We start from the raw sequence: 15,292 nt of genomic DNA, 5'->3' as shown, positions 1-15,292 counted from the left end.
GCCTATATACGATACACTCCATATAACGCAAACAAGAAAAAATAGAACAAAATTACTAAAATCAAATAAGAATACAAACAGAAGATGGTCATAGAAGCTATTAAACACCATAGATATATAGATACTAGCATAGAGAAATGATGTACATGTGATGATGCTCCTCTATCAACTCTGTATCTTTAGAAACATACCTAAGATATAGTGTATGCTCTTGAGATAAGCAGTATCGCTTCTCTAGATAGAGTATTATCTTTATCATTATCAATATAACCTCAATAAGTTATTATAGTAATATACTCAGTTCTATCATAATCAAACAGATACTTTTTATCGATAATCATGTAGCTTGATAATTGTTAATCTATATCTTAAGCTATATAGTTTATCAATTATTATCATTCTTATGTTACTTCAAATTTCTGAATCCATAGGTTTTATATTGCTATTGATACTGTTTAGGTATCTCTGTAGATGTTCAGTATATTTGTATCCATGATCTGGGAACACCAGTATATAGTCACCTTCATTTAGTTCACCATTTTCTACAAGTTTTCTATAACCTGTATATACAGCGCCACTGCTTAATCCAATTAGTATACCTTCTCTTCTAGCTATATGTATGATAGACTGTATAGCTTCTTCGAGTGAAACCTCTATAACTCCATCTATATCGATATAATGTATCCACTTCATACCTGATTCGATTCGCCTTATACCCTGTATAATTGTTCCTTCTCTAGGTACTACACCATAGATCTTGATTCCTCTGAACCTGCTCTTGAAGTAGAGGGCTATGGCAGACATATGTCCAGAGGTCCCTAGGCCACCGATTATGGCTCTAGGAGCTATACCTGCTTCTCTGATCTGTAGCTCTAACTCTTTTGCTGTATACCTTAGATGAACCTCGAAATTAGCATCATTGTAGAACTGGTTAAGATGTATAGCCTTCTCTTTTCTAGCTATCTCATTAACTTCATCTATAAGCTCTACTGTTAACTGTTTAGTAGATCTTACAACATCAGCACCAAATACCTTTAACATAAGCTCACCTGTTTGTGAAACTGTTGAAGGTATGTATGCTCTAAGTTTAGAGAGATACATATTGGCTATAGCAGCTATAGCTAGACCTGTGTTTGTTGATGTTGATTCCACGAGAAGCCCCAGATTTCTTCTGCCGTAGGCTTCAGCAACTTTTCTATACATATACCATCCCACTCTATCCTTAATACTCATACTCCATGGATTGAATCCCTCTAGTTTAGCCCAAACAACTCTATCATCTATAGAGACTCTAGAGAGCTTCACTAGAGGTGTTGGCCAATTCTTGTAGAGAAGTTCTTCAGTATCTCTAAAAACTCTATAGATACTGGGTTGAATATCTTCGAAAAATCCCATTACCTCGAGAGGTACAAATGTATTCTCAATGCCACGAGATACAGGTATTCTTCTAACCCCGAGTTTCTTAAGTGTTTGGAAAAGCTTGCAGTTCTCTATAACTCTATATCCATCAACAACAATAGCTCTATCTATACCACCTCTACTCAAAATCTCTCTAGCTAAACTAATGAATTCTTGAGTATCTATACCTTCTTCACAGTAGAGATTTTCAACATCTTGCATATACAGATACTGATCACCATCACTACTAGATAACAAAGAGTGTCTTTAAAGCTTTACCCTAGTTTTTGATGTTTATTTATCTAGACTATTGTATAGAATTTAGATTTTCTTAGAATAGTTAAATCAAACAATCTCTATACTTTGTAACATTATCTGAATAGTCTAGAATCAATGTCATGTACACACAATCACTATCTCTCTAACGATAAGTCTCTGTGTATTGTTTGTGTAGCTATTTTACCCCATCTCATAGCCTCTATTACTGTCCCTTCTCCTACCACTATATCTCCTCCAGCATAGACTCTCGATAGAGTTGTTCTCCCTTCTCTATCAACTACTATCCTCCCTTTATTGTCTATCTTTATCTCGGGTACAGTCATAGGTATTAATGGATTGGGGTGAAAACCTATAGCATTAACAACTGTATCAACTTGTAGCGATATTGTTTCACCTGTTGGTATAGGTCTCGGTCTTCCAGTTTCATCTGGTTCACTAAGCCTCATTTTCATTAACTTTATCTCTGAGACAGAGCCATTGCCTATGAACTCTATTGGTTGAACTAAGAACAAAAACTTAACACCTTCTTCTTCAGCATTGCTTATCTCTTCTGATCTTGCAGGCATCTCGTTTCTAGATCTACGATAAACAACAAAAACTTCTTTTGCTCCTAGCCTAAGAGCTGATCGAGCTACATCTAGAGCTGTATTTCCTCCACCAATAACAGCTACATATCTACCTCTACGTATTGGTGTATCATAACATGGGAAGAGGTAGGCCTTCATCAAGTTTACTCTAGTTAGATACTCGTTAGCTGTATAGATGTGGTTAAGATTTTCTTCAGGAATCTCTAGAAGTCGTGGATGACCTGCTCCAGTACCTATGAATACTGCATCGAATTTGTCTAAAAGATCATAGATAGAGATTGTTCTACCAACTATGACCCCAAGTTCTATGTTGATCTCTAGATCAAGTAGACGTTTTACTTCGTAATCAACTATCTTCTTCGGTAACCTAAACTCTGGGATACCGTACATCAGAACTCCTCCAGCAGCATGAAGAGCCTCAAATACTGTTACTTCGTATCCGAGTCGAACTAGATCGTAAGCAACAACTATTCCAGCTGGTCCAGAACCTACAATAGCAATTCTACCTCTTCTACACCCTCTGTACTTATCCTCTATATCCACACCGTGTTGGTGAATCCAATCAGCTACAAATCGCTCAAGAGCACCTATAGCTATTGGTTCACCCAGTTTAGCTAATGTACAGAACTTTTCACATTGTTTTTCTTGAGGACATACACGACCAGTTACAGCAGGTATAGGGCATCTCTCTATGATAACTCTGTAAGCTTCTTCATATCTCTGTTTCTTGATCAGCTTTATGAATCGCGGAATATCTATTCCTATAGGGCATCCCTGTACACATGGTTTAGTAGAACACTGTATACATCTAGATGCTTCTTCTATAGCTTCTTTCTCACTATACCCTAGAACAACTTCATCAAAGTCTTTTACTCTATCTAGAGGATTTCTCTTTGGGATAGATACTCTAGGTCTTATCTTGACCAATACAGCCACCACTCTCTAGAAATCTTCTTAAAGAAATGTTCTCTTCATCTCTATACATCTGTAATCTGAGCTCAAGCTCGTTCCAGTCAACACCAAGAGCATCGAACTCTGGTCCCTCAAGACAAGCAAATCTAGTTTTACCGTAGACTCTGACTCTACAAGCACCACACATACCAATACCGCAAACCATTATAGGATTCAAACTAGCTACAGCTCTAACACCATATCTTCTAGCTACAGAACTACACATCTTCATCATAGCAACAGGCCCCACTATCCAAACTAGATCTAGTTTAAGGCCTTCAGAAAAGATCTTCTCTAGAGCACTAGATACATAGCCTCTAATTCCTCTACTACCATCGTCTGTAGAGATGTAGAGTTCATCACATATACTTCTAACCTTATCTTCGTATATAAGCAAATTAGAACTCCTAGCACCAATAATAGCTACAACTCTATTCCCAGCTTCTTTAAAAGCTCTAGCAACAGGATACAAAGCTGCTACAGCAACACCTCCACCAACAACAGCCACAGTTCCAAACCTAGAGATATGTGTTGGAACACCATGAGGGCCAGAGACATGGTATAGATCTTCTCCAATATCCACTAAGCCCAACTTAATTGTGCTTACACCAACTTCTTGAAACACTACTCTAATCCATCCATCCTCTCTATCCCAGTCAACTATAGTCAACGGAATTCTCTCACTCACTCTATCAACCATAACCATAACGAATTGACCAGCTCTAGCAGCTCTAGCTATCCTTGGAGAATAGATATCGATCTCCTTGATCTTTGGAGCTAGTATCCGCTTCCTCAATACAGTATATCTTGTAGCTCCATATATTTTAATCATCCTCCATATAGTTAATTATCTGAGTATTGATGAAACTAGTAATAAACAAGACTTTATGTATATAGTATAAATATCTAATGTATCGACACTATTAAGCACTACAACACATAATGTAGAGCTCATGAATATAGTAATCAACTAGATATTTATAGTTAAGAAGCTTCATAAACCAAGATCTCTTAGATATATTGCTCTCTAAATCGAGATATCTATACTGATTAACAAACATCTTCTAAACTCTACAAATGGATAGTGTCTCGATATAGAATTATAGTTAATCAAGTTAATACATATTGATGAGAGATAACATCATATCTAGTTAGAGAAGCTATGTAGATCCTTTAACACTATTGTTTCTACATCATGATCCGCTCTATTCTTTCTAGATAGCGATACTAATGCAGATACTATTAGTATCACATTCTCTAAGCTTTCTATCTTATTCACTTCATCTAATTGCTGAAGAATCTTCTAGAGAATCTCTGGAAAACACTTTAGATCAGTTTAATTATCTCAATGATTTTGGTAACTATAGTTGACTACTTTTATCAAGCTATTGTTAATACTCTCTACACTATTAGTTTCAATAATTCTGTTACGGATCCACATCATCCCACATTATACCGAGGATACGGAAAACTAGATAACTAAAAAAGATGGCAATAGAGTAGCAATATATAGGCTTCACTATAGATTAATTCGAATACTCTTTAAAGATAGTATCTATATGTTTTTAACAGCTATAGACAGTAATACACACGAAGAAATAAAGCAGCAGACAAGAATGATCCACGATATACCTGAAACCCAAAAACCACAACACAAAAGACACCAGTAACTCCGCACATAGTAGGGCCCGTAGCCCAGCCAGGAGAGGGCGCCGGCCTCCGGAGCCGGAGGACCCGGGTTCAAATCCCGGCGGGCCCGCCAGCTTTCAATTCAAGTAAAAAGTTTATTAACTTTCCCAATGTTTCAGTTTCTTGGTGTGTATTGAAACATCAGATTTGATGGCTTTGGGCAATAGTAGTTCTGAGCAGTAGAGGAGCGACTCTGGGACTGGAGAAATATAGTATTCACTTTTGTAGAGATCAAAGCGATATATGAAATGTTGGTGGCGAGAAGTCTATCCAAGGGAACAGTATACGAAGTTCTAAAGAGAATGATTAGAAAGGGGCTAGTAGTTTGTAAACTAGAGGGATATACATTCAATCCAAAGATTGTTATGCATGAGGCATTGAGAGCTATAGACATCAAGAGATCTCTAAACGGGAAACGAGGGGCGATGAGTAGTCAGCAGAGAATAGTTGTTAACATAGTTGATGTGGATAGCTCGAAGATTCCTTACGAGATTAGAGAGCTCTTAGAGAGTTTCACAAATTGCTAAAAAGATTACTGGAGAGCTGTTGATTTAATCGCACACACGCCACTGGGGGTTTGGGAACGGGGATCTGTTCCTCTGGGTAAACAATTTCTTCATATATCGTGAGGAGAAGACGGGGTTCCTCCACTACTTCAAATACCACAGACTCCCAGAACTCTTGAAGGAATTGAGTTTTGATGAGGGGCTCATGTTCAATCACACAAAGCACTCATACTTCTACAGACCTGCGGGAATATTCTAACAAAGAATCAAATCACTTCACTTCTGTATGTAGAGCATGTAGTTAGAGAAAACCTCTAAAAACAGTTCGCTTCATGAATAGATCTGCAAACAATCTTTAGTACTCAAGTTTTTTATATTCTCTTAGAGAATTCTGTAGTAGGTGCTATAGAGCTTATGCCCGTTATGGCTCGCACCAGGATTGGTAGATATTATAGGACAACTATTCCCAGAGAGGTCCATAAACTACTAGAGTTGAGGGAGAGCGACGAGGTTGAGTGAGTCTTCGAGAACGGAGTGGTTTATATTAGGAATGCTTGTGGTGAAGATGGTGAGTTGTCTCGATAATCTTATTGAAATAATTAAGAAGCTAAGGGAACGCATCGAGAGGTACAGAAACTTGCTTGAGAAGAACGAAATGCTGACACGATACGTACTGATAGACCCATTGCTTAGGGCACTTGGATGGGATATTGAAAATCCGGAGCAGGTTAGATCTGAAGAGAAACAGGGAGCAGGGGTTCCGGACTACGTTCTCTACGTAGGTGAGGAGAGAATCATAGCGATAGAGGCAAAAAGTCTGGGAACCAGTCTAGACGAGAAGCAAATTATCGAACTAGGCTTTAAGTATGGTTGGCAAAACAAGATACCTTACTTCATCATTACCAACGGCGATAGATGGGATATATACGATTTAAGAGAACTTGGAAGCAAAAAAGTAACCTCAATAAGTATTTCAAAAGGAGATCCAGGAGAGGTGGTATTGAGACTTTTACCGTTATGGCGTTCTCTTTTTGCATCTCAGAAGAAAATCGAGCTAGTCAAACCCCTAATAGAGGAAGTTAAAGCACAACCACCAGCAGTTGAGGGGAAAAAGCCCGCACCTGAAGAGCTAAACCTCGAGCAAGTTAAAAAGTTCTATGATTGCTTAACAGATTCTGGGAAAGTCCTAATCGAGATAGCATATGAAGCGTGGAAGGAAGGAATATTATTAAGTAAAGATGAAATTATTGAGGAGATGAAAAAAGAGGCATAGAAGTTGACAGAAGAGGTTTTACTGGTGTTAAGAGTGGTATCACTAAATGTGCTAAGAAATACGGTTTACCACCTCCTCTACCATCGAAAAAAGAACTAGGTGAAGAATACTATAAAGATGAAAGTAAGAGGTATCGATTGAAAGACGAATGGGGTAGAGCCCTCGAAAAAATATTGGATGCTAAGGAGGTGTAATGTGTAGCTGAAAACTAGTGGGAACATCCTTTTTGTGTCTACAAGAATCTATTTGAAAGCTTCGAACAGCTACACAAGTCCTAGAGGTTTAAGCCTTGATTTAAGTTCTGTCTTGTGAGGATAAGGGAACATCCGAAATTTGAAGGAGCTTCTCATCTATTATGAAGAAAGTTTATCAAGGGATAAATACTCGATTTTTGCAGATGGAGTCAAATGGGGTCAAGAGGATGAGCATCAGAATATTTTATACAACAAGTCAATGCTAATGTCGTTGCTACCGTATTAAGAAAAGCATAAAACAGCTAGAAACGAGGAAGTGACTGGTGTATTGAAGAATAGGTATAGACTCAAGGACTTCAAGAACAGGATGTACATATTTAAGGGCTTATTGAACAACGAGCTAGAGGTATTAACGAGGTTCTGTGTTACTCTAAAACTCGAGGAAGAAGGGAAGACGATGTCTAGGTTTCTATAATAAGAAACGGCTTTGTACTAATGATTAAAGGATTAAAGGGCTGAATGAAAAATCTTTCCATTATTATCATCATGCATCTCTTCTGGCAATGGCTAAGTTCCTGCTGTGTTTTAGAAAGTTCTAATAGAATTCTGCTCAGGATTAGCCAAGCGTAAAATGTGCTCAGTATATATAGCTTGCTTAGCAGTTACTATCAAACATTATATGGATGCTTTACCTTAAACTGGCTACTTAACACTCATCAATAGGATTTGGAAGATCCTTCTTCTTCGTGAACTTCATGTAGTTGAACTCGTCAAGTAGCTTAGTTAGTGGCTTCTTCGTGTCTGGATAAGCTTCACGGCATAATTCCTCTGGAGATCTACCATATGTTTCAATCACCCTTCTAAGAATTCGCTGCATTTCATGCATAAACCTAAGATAGCCTACTTCATTATCAGCATAGCCGTATCCTTTTCTAATACTTTCATCCCACATCATAAAAAGTTCAGGGATAACACCATGCATGATTTTGGAGGCTGATGTAGATCCAATACCGTTGACATTAGAAAGCCTATTATAGATTTTCTTTATGACATCTGAAATCTTCATTTCCTGTCCCTCAACATTTACTTTTTCATCAAAATTAAGGCTTAGCAGGCTCTTGCCGCGGAGCACATTAAAGTATTTATTAAGTTCTTTTAAAGCCTCTCCAAGTGAATTAGGGTTGATCCTGTTAACGTTTCTAATATTCCAGGTTTTAAGAAACCCAATTATAGTATCTCTTATTTGGTCTTCATTGATTTGACTAAGATTTTCCCAAACTTGTCTACGATCTAAAACATACTTCTCGTAAGCTAGGTCGAATTTCCTCTGATCTCTTTTGAACAATTCAACTCCTTCTAATAATACCCGATAATCCAAACACATGCACGTCAATAAAAACATTATTAATCTTTCTAATAAATTTTCATGATCATCTATCACATAGAAAGTAATTTATTCAAGTAACTTAATTATTATTATTGGAGCGATAATGATCGTCTACTATTATCACGAAATAAAGCGAGGTTTTATTCAGTCAATTACTAGAAAATATGCCAAAAATGTGGCACAATAAATGTTGCTAAAGCAAAACTTTGTATGAAGTGCAGAAGCCCATTACAGGCATAATTAATAGTACTTCAAGGGATACCAGATGATTTATATTGGCAACATAAAGCTATACTTTTCCAGATATTTCCAATAATTAAATGTTTCCAGATGTAGTCATATATAGGTAAGAAGAGAAGAGGTTAATGTTAAACTAGGATACAAGAATAAGGTTCCTAGAGCATCTGCTAACAAGAAGTTCAAGAAGATGCTTAGAGATATATTGCTCACCGAATGCCCATACACTAAGTACTGGGTTGATGATGTTATCAGAACTGCTTAGACAAAGCCTAAAATGGGGAATCATAGTTATTTCTCAGTAAGTTTAATTTCTCTCTTTCTTCCAAACCAATAAATCACCCAATAGTTGTATGAGGCAAATATATGATTAATAGAAGGATAAGAAGATATGTTGAGCTGAGTATAGAGGTTAATAGGTTAACGTTAATTAACTAGTTAAATCATTTTCTACTTAGAAATAGCGGAAATAGCTAGTGTGTTGTAGATTGTATGAGATAGTTGTTAGTATTTTATTGTATATACGTTAAGTATTTAAGTATTATAGTTCTAGATCTAGCATATAGAATAGGTGAAGTTTATTGGGTTTTGCGTTTGATTGGAGGACTCTTGAGGAAGTTGTTGAGAGGGCTGTTAGGAGAGCTAGAGCTGAGGAACTCAAAGATGTTGCTGATGCCGTTAAAACTTTAGCAGACTATATGAAGATAGGTTTCGAGAAAGTATTCCAAGTGCTACAGGAACATTCGAAGAGGTTGGAGGAGCATTCTAAAAGGATTGAGGAATTGTCTAGGAGGATTGAAGAACATTCGAAGAGGTTGGAGGAGCATTCTAAAAGGATTGAGGAATTGTCTAGGAGGATTGAAGAACATTCGAAGAGGTTGGAGGAGCATTCTAAAAGGATTGAAGAACTATCTAAGCGTGTAGCAAGGTTTGAGGTTGTTGTTGGTTCTGTAACACGTAGAGTTGGAATTGACTTAGAGAAAACTATTCTTAGTCTATATAGAGATGTTCTTGTTTGGTTTGGTGTAGAGGATGTTGATAAAGTCGAGAAATTTGTTTACATAGACGCAGAGGGTAGGTATATGGGTAAAGGGGATACCTTAGAGATAGATATCTATATCCACAACAAGGAGATATTCTTTATCGAGGTTAAGAGCTTTGTTGATGTAGAAGATGTTATGTGGTTTAACCATAAATGCAGTATAGCATCGAGAATAATTGGAAAAGAGCCGAAGAGAAAAATCATGGTATCGATACACTCTGTTAAAGAAGCGCTAGCTCAAGCAAAGAAATACGAAATAGATATTATCTACGGGGAACTAATAGATTGAATAAGCTATAGAGTAGACTTGTTCTACATAAGCTAAGCCAGATAATATCCACATTGATATGTTGATGTAAAAAACCTGGATCATTTAACTATGTCGAGATTGTCTACATTTTGAAGATTTCTACATAAAAATGGTTTTCTTCTGTTGTTCATTCCTTGTTAATTCTGATCTACATACTGTATCCGATTTGTATACTCTGTATCTAGGATAGTGTCAATAGGCTAGATGCTTAGAGCTACTCTAGAATGCTTTGTGTCCTATGTTCGTAAACAAATATTAACCCTAATGCAGATTAATTCGGCCTGGGATGAGCTATTAACAAGATTTTACAGACTTTCGTAGGTATTTTGATGTCGTATCTTTTTGCAGTAGCAATTCTCATGTTACTGATGTTTACTTTAACACACAATCTGCTTATGAGCCTTGGATACTGTGTTAGTTTCATTGGGTGGTGGGGCTGGATCTTCTGGATCTTCGATGTATTTCCATCTGTAGATATAGCCTTATATATCCTCTTATCAACAATTGTACCCATCTCGATATCTCTGGTGATTGGATTTCTATTATCTAAATACATAGATCTTGGATTAAGAAGTAGAATATATATCTCAGTTTCAGCATACTATATCACAGGCACACTATACTTTATGATGCTGAAGATACTATTGGGAAGAGCTCCAGATATAGACTTTATAATCGTGTTACCAATATGGCTCACAATACTAGTGATAAGCACATTAATCAGCAACAGATTTATTGAAAGCATATCAAAGTAGAGCTATTCAGACATAAACAGAATGCTTCTTTAGGCAGTAGATAAATAATTATGTGGGTATCTTTCATATAGCCTCCTATAGCTAGAGTATCAAGTACTGTGGTGATCTAGCAATACATTCAATATTGTTCTCATTAACACTACTGCAGAGAGTAAAAGAAATATCGATCTATATACTAGAAAATCAGGTTTTCATAGTTGATACAGCCTCTTCTTTATTCGTTAACCTTATCTTTTTCAGTAATCTATATATGAAGTATGTGTGGTAAATATGGCTACAGAAATTAAATTCTAACTGATAAAGACAGTTTTTCCCAAACTATACATCAAGTCTACTTCTCTACAGCCATCGATAAATTCTTAACATCAGTCATAATGATTCAATAGAGAGTGATTTTATTGTATCCATTAACGAAGTAAAAGGTGGTTTACAGCACTTAAAAAATAACGTATACAGACAATAGCTGAAGGAGAGTTTATTTATAACTACAATCGAGTACGAATATGCGTTATATAATTCTCTTACATATTTGAACAAGTTTAGTCACATAAGTTTTTTTATCTCTAACTAGTGTCTCTTTTTTGTAATGCTTGATACATATTTCTTGGTGTATATTTTATTATGTCTATCATTAATGTTTATTAAGTCGAATCACAAGATATATGGATATAGATATACATTAGGTGGGTTAAATGAGTAAAGAAGGTTTAATACCTATATTCGCTATATCGTTATTGCTATTGAACGTAGTTCTTGGTGTGGTAGCGCCATTAACTGCTCAAGCAGTACCACATGGACCATGGGTAGATGAAGTTGTATTTCTTGAAGAAGCTGAAGCAGCTAAAGCAGTTGAAAGACTTTTAGTAGGCGATATACACATATACTTCGACGATATAGGTGATCCAGAGCTCTTTAAGACTGTAAGAGAGAGAGGACTAGCCTACGATATATCGTATGGCTTGTACTACGAGATAACTCTTAACCCTGTAGGTCCTGAGTTCCCTAAGCCACAGAGAGAAGATGTTATATTCAATCCGTTCTCTAATCCAAAGATTAGGGAAGCCCTTAACTATATAATAGACAGAGAGTACGTAGCAAACGAGATCTTAGGAGGACTAGCTATACCAAGGTTTACAGCTATAACACCTAGCTTCCCCGATTACGCTAGATATGCTGACTTAGTTATGGAGATTGAAAACGAGTATAGATACAACTTCGAGAAAGGTAAGAGCATTATATACGAAGAAATGGTTAAGATGGGTGCAGAAATGCGCGAAGGTAAATGGTACTATAAAGATAAACCTGTGAAATTGATATTCTTGATAAGAGTAGAAGATGCTAGAAGAGCTATAGGAGACTATGTAGCGTCCCAGCTAGAGAAAATAGGTTTCATCGTTGAGAGAGTATACGGTAAAAGTGCAGATCTAGCCCCGCTATGGCTAAGAGGAGACCCTGCTGAAGGTAGATGGCATCTATATACAGGTGGATGGATAACAACAGCTATTTCCAGAGATGATGCTGATAACTTTGGCTACTTCTACACTAAGCTAGGTAGACCAGAACCACTATGGCAAGCATACGTAAATGACCCCGAGTTCTATGTTGTAGCAGAAAGACTATGGAATAGAGACTACAAATCAATTACAGAAAGAGACGAGCTCATGAGGAAAGCTCTTTGGCTATCCATGAAGGAATCCCAGAGAATATGGGTAGTCCACCTAACATCTATATGGGTAAGAAGACCTGAACTTGAGCTAGCAGCTGATCTTGCTGGTGGATACTCAGGTTCGTGGTTATGGCCCTACACTATAAGGTTCTCCAACAAAATTGGGGGTACAGTAAAGGTAGGTATACCTAGCATAATGACCCAGCCATGGAACCCAATAGGTGGCAGCAACTGGATATTCGATCAAACCATTATAAGGGCTACAGGTGAAGTAGCAGTACTCCCAGACCCCTACACAGGTCTATACCATCCGCTTAGAGTTAAGAAAGCAGAGGTCTATGTATCTAAAGATCTCGAGGGACAGATTAGAGCATCACTACCGTGGGTAAGCCTAGAATACGTTAACGAGATAACAGTTCCAACAGATGCTTGGTGGAAATTCAACAGCACAACAAACATTATAGAGACTGTACCTCCAGGCACAAAAGCAAAAGTCAAGGTTGTTGTTCAATACCAGGATGATCTATTCAAGAACTATAGATGGCACGATGGAAGTACATTCGATTTAGCTGACATAGTATACATATTCTTATTAACATTCGATAGAGCTAACCCAGCTAGCCCGCTATACGATGAAGCATATATATCTTCATTCCAAGCATTTATGCAGGTATTCAAAGGATTTAGAATTGTTAAAGAAGATCCTCTTGTAATAGAGTACTACACAGATACATGGTACATGGACGCTGAATGGATAGCTGCAACAGCTGCAAATGCTTTCTGGCCATACTATAGCCAAGGACCTGGTCCTTGGCATGTAGTAGCTGTAGCTGCTCGCACTGAAGCAGAAGGAAGGCTTGCATTTACAGCCGATAAATCTGGGAAACTTAATGTTGAGTGGATGAACCTTATAGCAGGTCCATCTCTTGCAATATTAGCAGAAACACTAGATAAATGTATCCAAGATGGATACATACCATATCAGCCGGTGCTAGGTAGATACCTAACTAAGGATGAAGCTGTTACCAGGTACCAGAACCTAAAGACGTGGTACCAGAACTACAAACACTTCTGGGTTGGCAATGGACCATTCTCCCTAAAGTCTGTTGATGTAACTGCAAAGATAGTAACACTAGCTGCTTATAGGGAATACATAGATACTGCTGAGAGATGGGCTATATTCTCAAAACCACCAGTAGCGGCTATTAGCATAAAAGTTCCAGATACTATCTATCCAGGCACTAAAGCTGAAATACCAATTGAGGTAACAGTTGATGGAAAACCATACGAGGTTACATACATAGACTATGTTAAATACGTAATATCGCATGCAGGTGGATCTTTAACAGGCTACGCTAGATGTATTGCTGATGGTAAATGTGTTATTGAGTTGGATGGAACACAAACAGCTTTAATGGTACCAGGTCCTGCTAAAGTAACCGTCATCGGTGTTTCGAAGCTTGTAGGTATACCGACAATAGCAAGTAGTGTGCTAAGAGTTTCAACAGTTATCGATTATGTAGCGCTTCAGCTTGCAAAAACAGAAGCTGATCTAAGTGCTAAAATGTCAAGGTTAGAGAGTACGTTAACAGATAAGCTATCAGTACAAGAAGAAACTATAAATGCTTTAAGGTCGGAGATACAGAGCTTAAGAACAATGCTGTATATATCAATTGGTGTAGCAGTAGTTGCTATAGTTGTAAGCATAGCGCTAGGCTTATTACTAAGGAGAGGTAGTGTAGCAGGTCACTAAATGTATATAAGTTAATCTTTAATTAATAAACATCTATTTTTTAAGTAATGTGCAATTGTTTCAAGTAATTTGAGTATAAATGTTCTAAGAAATTTATTAAAATTTATTTACCTGCATTATATTAATAAAGTAAACAATGTACATAATTAAGCTAATGCTACATAATGTAGAAATGTGATCCGATATGGTTAAAAGTAGAAGACTGCTTAAATTTGTAGGTATTAGGGTGGTCTCTGTAGCTTTTTCTGTTGTTATAGCTATTCTTCTCACAATAGTAATTGCAAACCTTGGGGGGAAAGTAGATGAAATTGTTAAAGCTGAGGCAGAGTTCTACATCTGGGATGCAATAAATAGGAATCCTGCACTAAGAAGTTTAAGCGAAGAAGAGAGAGCTAACCTTGCTAAACAATTCATCGAGAACGAGCTTAGAGCTAGAGGGCTAGATAAACCTTTCGCTGTAAGAATCTTTATATACTTAAAAGATGCTTTATCGCTCAACCTAGGTAGATCGATGCATATAACGAGTAACTCTGGTTCTAGACAAGTTAGAATAATAATTGGGGAGAGGATCCCACCTACAGTTCTTCTCTTTACAACCGCGAACCTCTTAATATTCTTCATAGAGCTATTCGGAGGACTTTACCTCTCCCGAAAATACGGTTCTCTACTAGATAAACTAATTATAGCTTTAGCACCTCTATCATCTATGCCTGGCTGGTTCTATGGAATATTCATGATACTAATTTTCGCTGCATGGCTATGCATACTTCCATGGGGAGGAATGGTTGATGCTCCACCTCCCCAAGACCCGCTTATGTACGCTTTAAGTGTCCTTAAACACATGGTGCTTCCTATGATCTCTTGGCTTATAGCGTACGTTCCCATAGGCATATACAACATGAGGACCTTTTTCCTTATGTTCTCTACGGAGGAATATGTTGAATACGCTAGAGTAAGAGGTGTTCCTGGTAGAATTATAGAGAGAAGGTATATTTTAAGACCAACACTTCCCCCAATAGTAACAAACTTTGTCCTAGTCCTCATATCCTCATGGATGGGGGCAATTGTTACAGAAAGTATATTTAATTGGCCTGGTCTAGGGAAACTTCTCTATACTGCTATAAACCCTGCTAATCCAGATCCCCCTGTGGTTATAGGAGTTGTAACCATATATGCCTATCTTCTTGGTGTAAGCGTTATAGCTCTTGATATTGCCTACGCATTAATAGATCCACGTATAAGAGTAGAAGGGCTAGGTGGATAGA

11 protein-coding genes and 1 tRNA gene are annotated in these 15,292 nt (G+C 37.3%); 8 read left to right on the top strand and 4 right to left on the bottom strand.

The features are described 5' to 3' along the window. Window positions 1-411: 411 nt before the first annotated feature. From QXK50_08320 to QXK50_08310, 3 genes are all read right to left on the bottom strand, one after another. A complete protein-coding gene (locus QXK50_08320; protein MEM2009152.1) occupies window positions 412-1,620 on the bottom strand; it encodes a pyridoxal-phosphate dependent enzyme in 1,209 nt (402 codons plus the stop codon). A gap of 191 nt (window positions 1,621-1,811) precedes the next feature. Next, window positions 1,812-3,191 carry an NADPH-dependent glutamate synthase gene (gltA, locus tag QXK50_08315; GenBank protein ID MEM2009151.1) on the bottom strand — a complete coding sequence of 460 codons (1,380 nt, stop codon included), beginning with the start codon at window positions 3,189-3,191 and terminating at the stop codon, window positions 1,812-1,814. Further along, the gene (locus QXK50_08310) at window positions 3,172-4,047 is read right to left on the bottom strand and encodes a sulfide/dihydroorotate dehydrogenase-like FAD/NAD-binding protein (protein ID MEM2009150.1); all 876 of its coding nucleotides are present in this window, start codon (window positions 4,045-4,047) and stop codon (window positions 3,172-3,174) included. Before QXK50_08310 ends, gltA begins: the two co-directional genes overlap by 20 nt. A gap of 852 nt (window positions 4,048-4,899) precedes the next feature. Between QXK50_08310 and QXK50_08305 the strand changes: the two genes are divergently transcribed. From QXK50_08305 to QXK50_08290, 4 genes are all read left to right on the top strand, one after another. Beyond that, a tRNA-Arg gene (locus QXK50_08305) sits at window positions 4,900-4,977 on the top strand. Window positions 4,978-5,152: 175 nt separating this feature from the next. Next, window positions 5,153-5,431: a hypothetical protein gene (locus QXK50_08300; GenBank protein ID MEM2009149.1), complete on the top strand. Its 279-nt coding sequence runs from the start codon at window positions 5,153-5,155 to the stop codon at window positions 5,429-5,431. A gap of 544 nt (window positions 5,432-5,975) precedes the next feature. Beyond that, complete coding sequence (locus QXK50_08295; protein MEM2009148.1) at window positions 5,976-6,683, top strand: type I restriction endonuclease; 708 nt, start codon at window positions 5,976-5,978, stop codon at window positions 6,681-6,683. A gap of 522 nt (window positions 6,684-7,205) precedes the next feature. After that, window positions 7,206-7,352 (top strand): hypothetical protein, encoded by a 147-nt coding sequence (locus QXK50_08290; protein ID MEM2009147.1) that lies wholly within the window; start codon window positions 7,206-7,208, stop codon window positions 7,350-7,352. Between the two features lie 231 nt (window positions 7,353-7,583). Here the strand turns inward: QXK50_08290 and QXK50_08285 are convergent, their stop codons facing one another. Then, window positions 7,584-8,255, bottom strand: a complete 672-nt coding sequence (locus QXK50_08285) for a hypothetical protein (protein MEM2009146.1) — start codon at window positions 8,253-8,255, stop codon at window positions 7,584-7,586. Between the two features lie 827 nt (window positions 8,256-9,082). On the opposite strand from QXK50_08285, the gene QXK50_08280 reads away from it, so the two are divergent. The 4 genes from QXK50_08280 (at window position 9,083) to QXK50_08265 (ending at window position 15,291) form a co-directional block, all read left to right on the top strand. Continuing rightward, window positions 9,083-9,832, top strand: coding sequence for a DUF3782 domain-containing protein (locus tag QXK50_08280; GenBank protein MEM2009145.1), 750 nt, complete (start codon window positions 9,083-9,085; stop codon window positions 9,830-9,832). A gap of 350 nt (window positions 9,833-10,182) precedes the next feature. After that, a complete protein-coding gene (locus QXK50_08275; GenBank protein ID MEM2009144.1) occupies window positions 10,183-10,608 on the top strand; it encodes a hypothetical protein in 426 nt (141 codons plus the stop codon). A gap of 692 nt (window positions 10,609-11,300) precedes the next feature. Then, window positions 11,301-14,027: an ABC transporter substrate-binding protein gene (locus QXK50_08270; GenBank protein ID MEM2009143.1), complete on the top strand. Its 2,727-nt coding sequence runs from the start codon at window positions 11,301-11,303 to the stop codon at window positions 14,025-14,027. A gap of 184 nt (window positions 14,028-14,211) precedes the next feature. Then, complete coding sequence (locus tag QXK50_08265) at window positions 14,212-15,291, top strand: ABC transporter permease (protein ID MEM2009142.1); 1,080 nt, start codon at window positions 14,212-14,214, stop codon at window positions 15,289-15,291. The last annotated feature ends 1 nt before the right edge of the window (window position 15,292 follow it).

This window comes from Ignisphaera sp., assembly GCA_038831005.1.
In the GTDB taxonomy this organism is placed as follows: Archaea; Thermoproteota; Thermoprotei_A; order Sulfolobales; family Ignisphaeraceae; genus Ignisphaera.
Note: the sequence above shows the minus strand (reverse complement) of the source record. Positions and strands in the feature narration are given on the sequence as shown.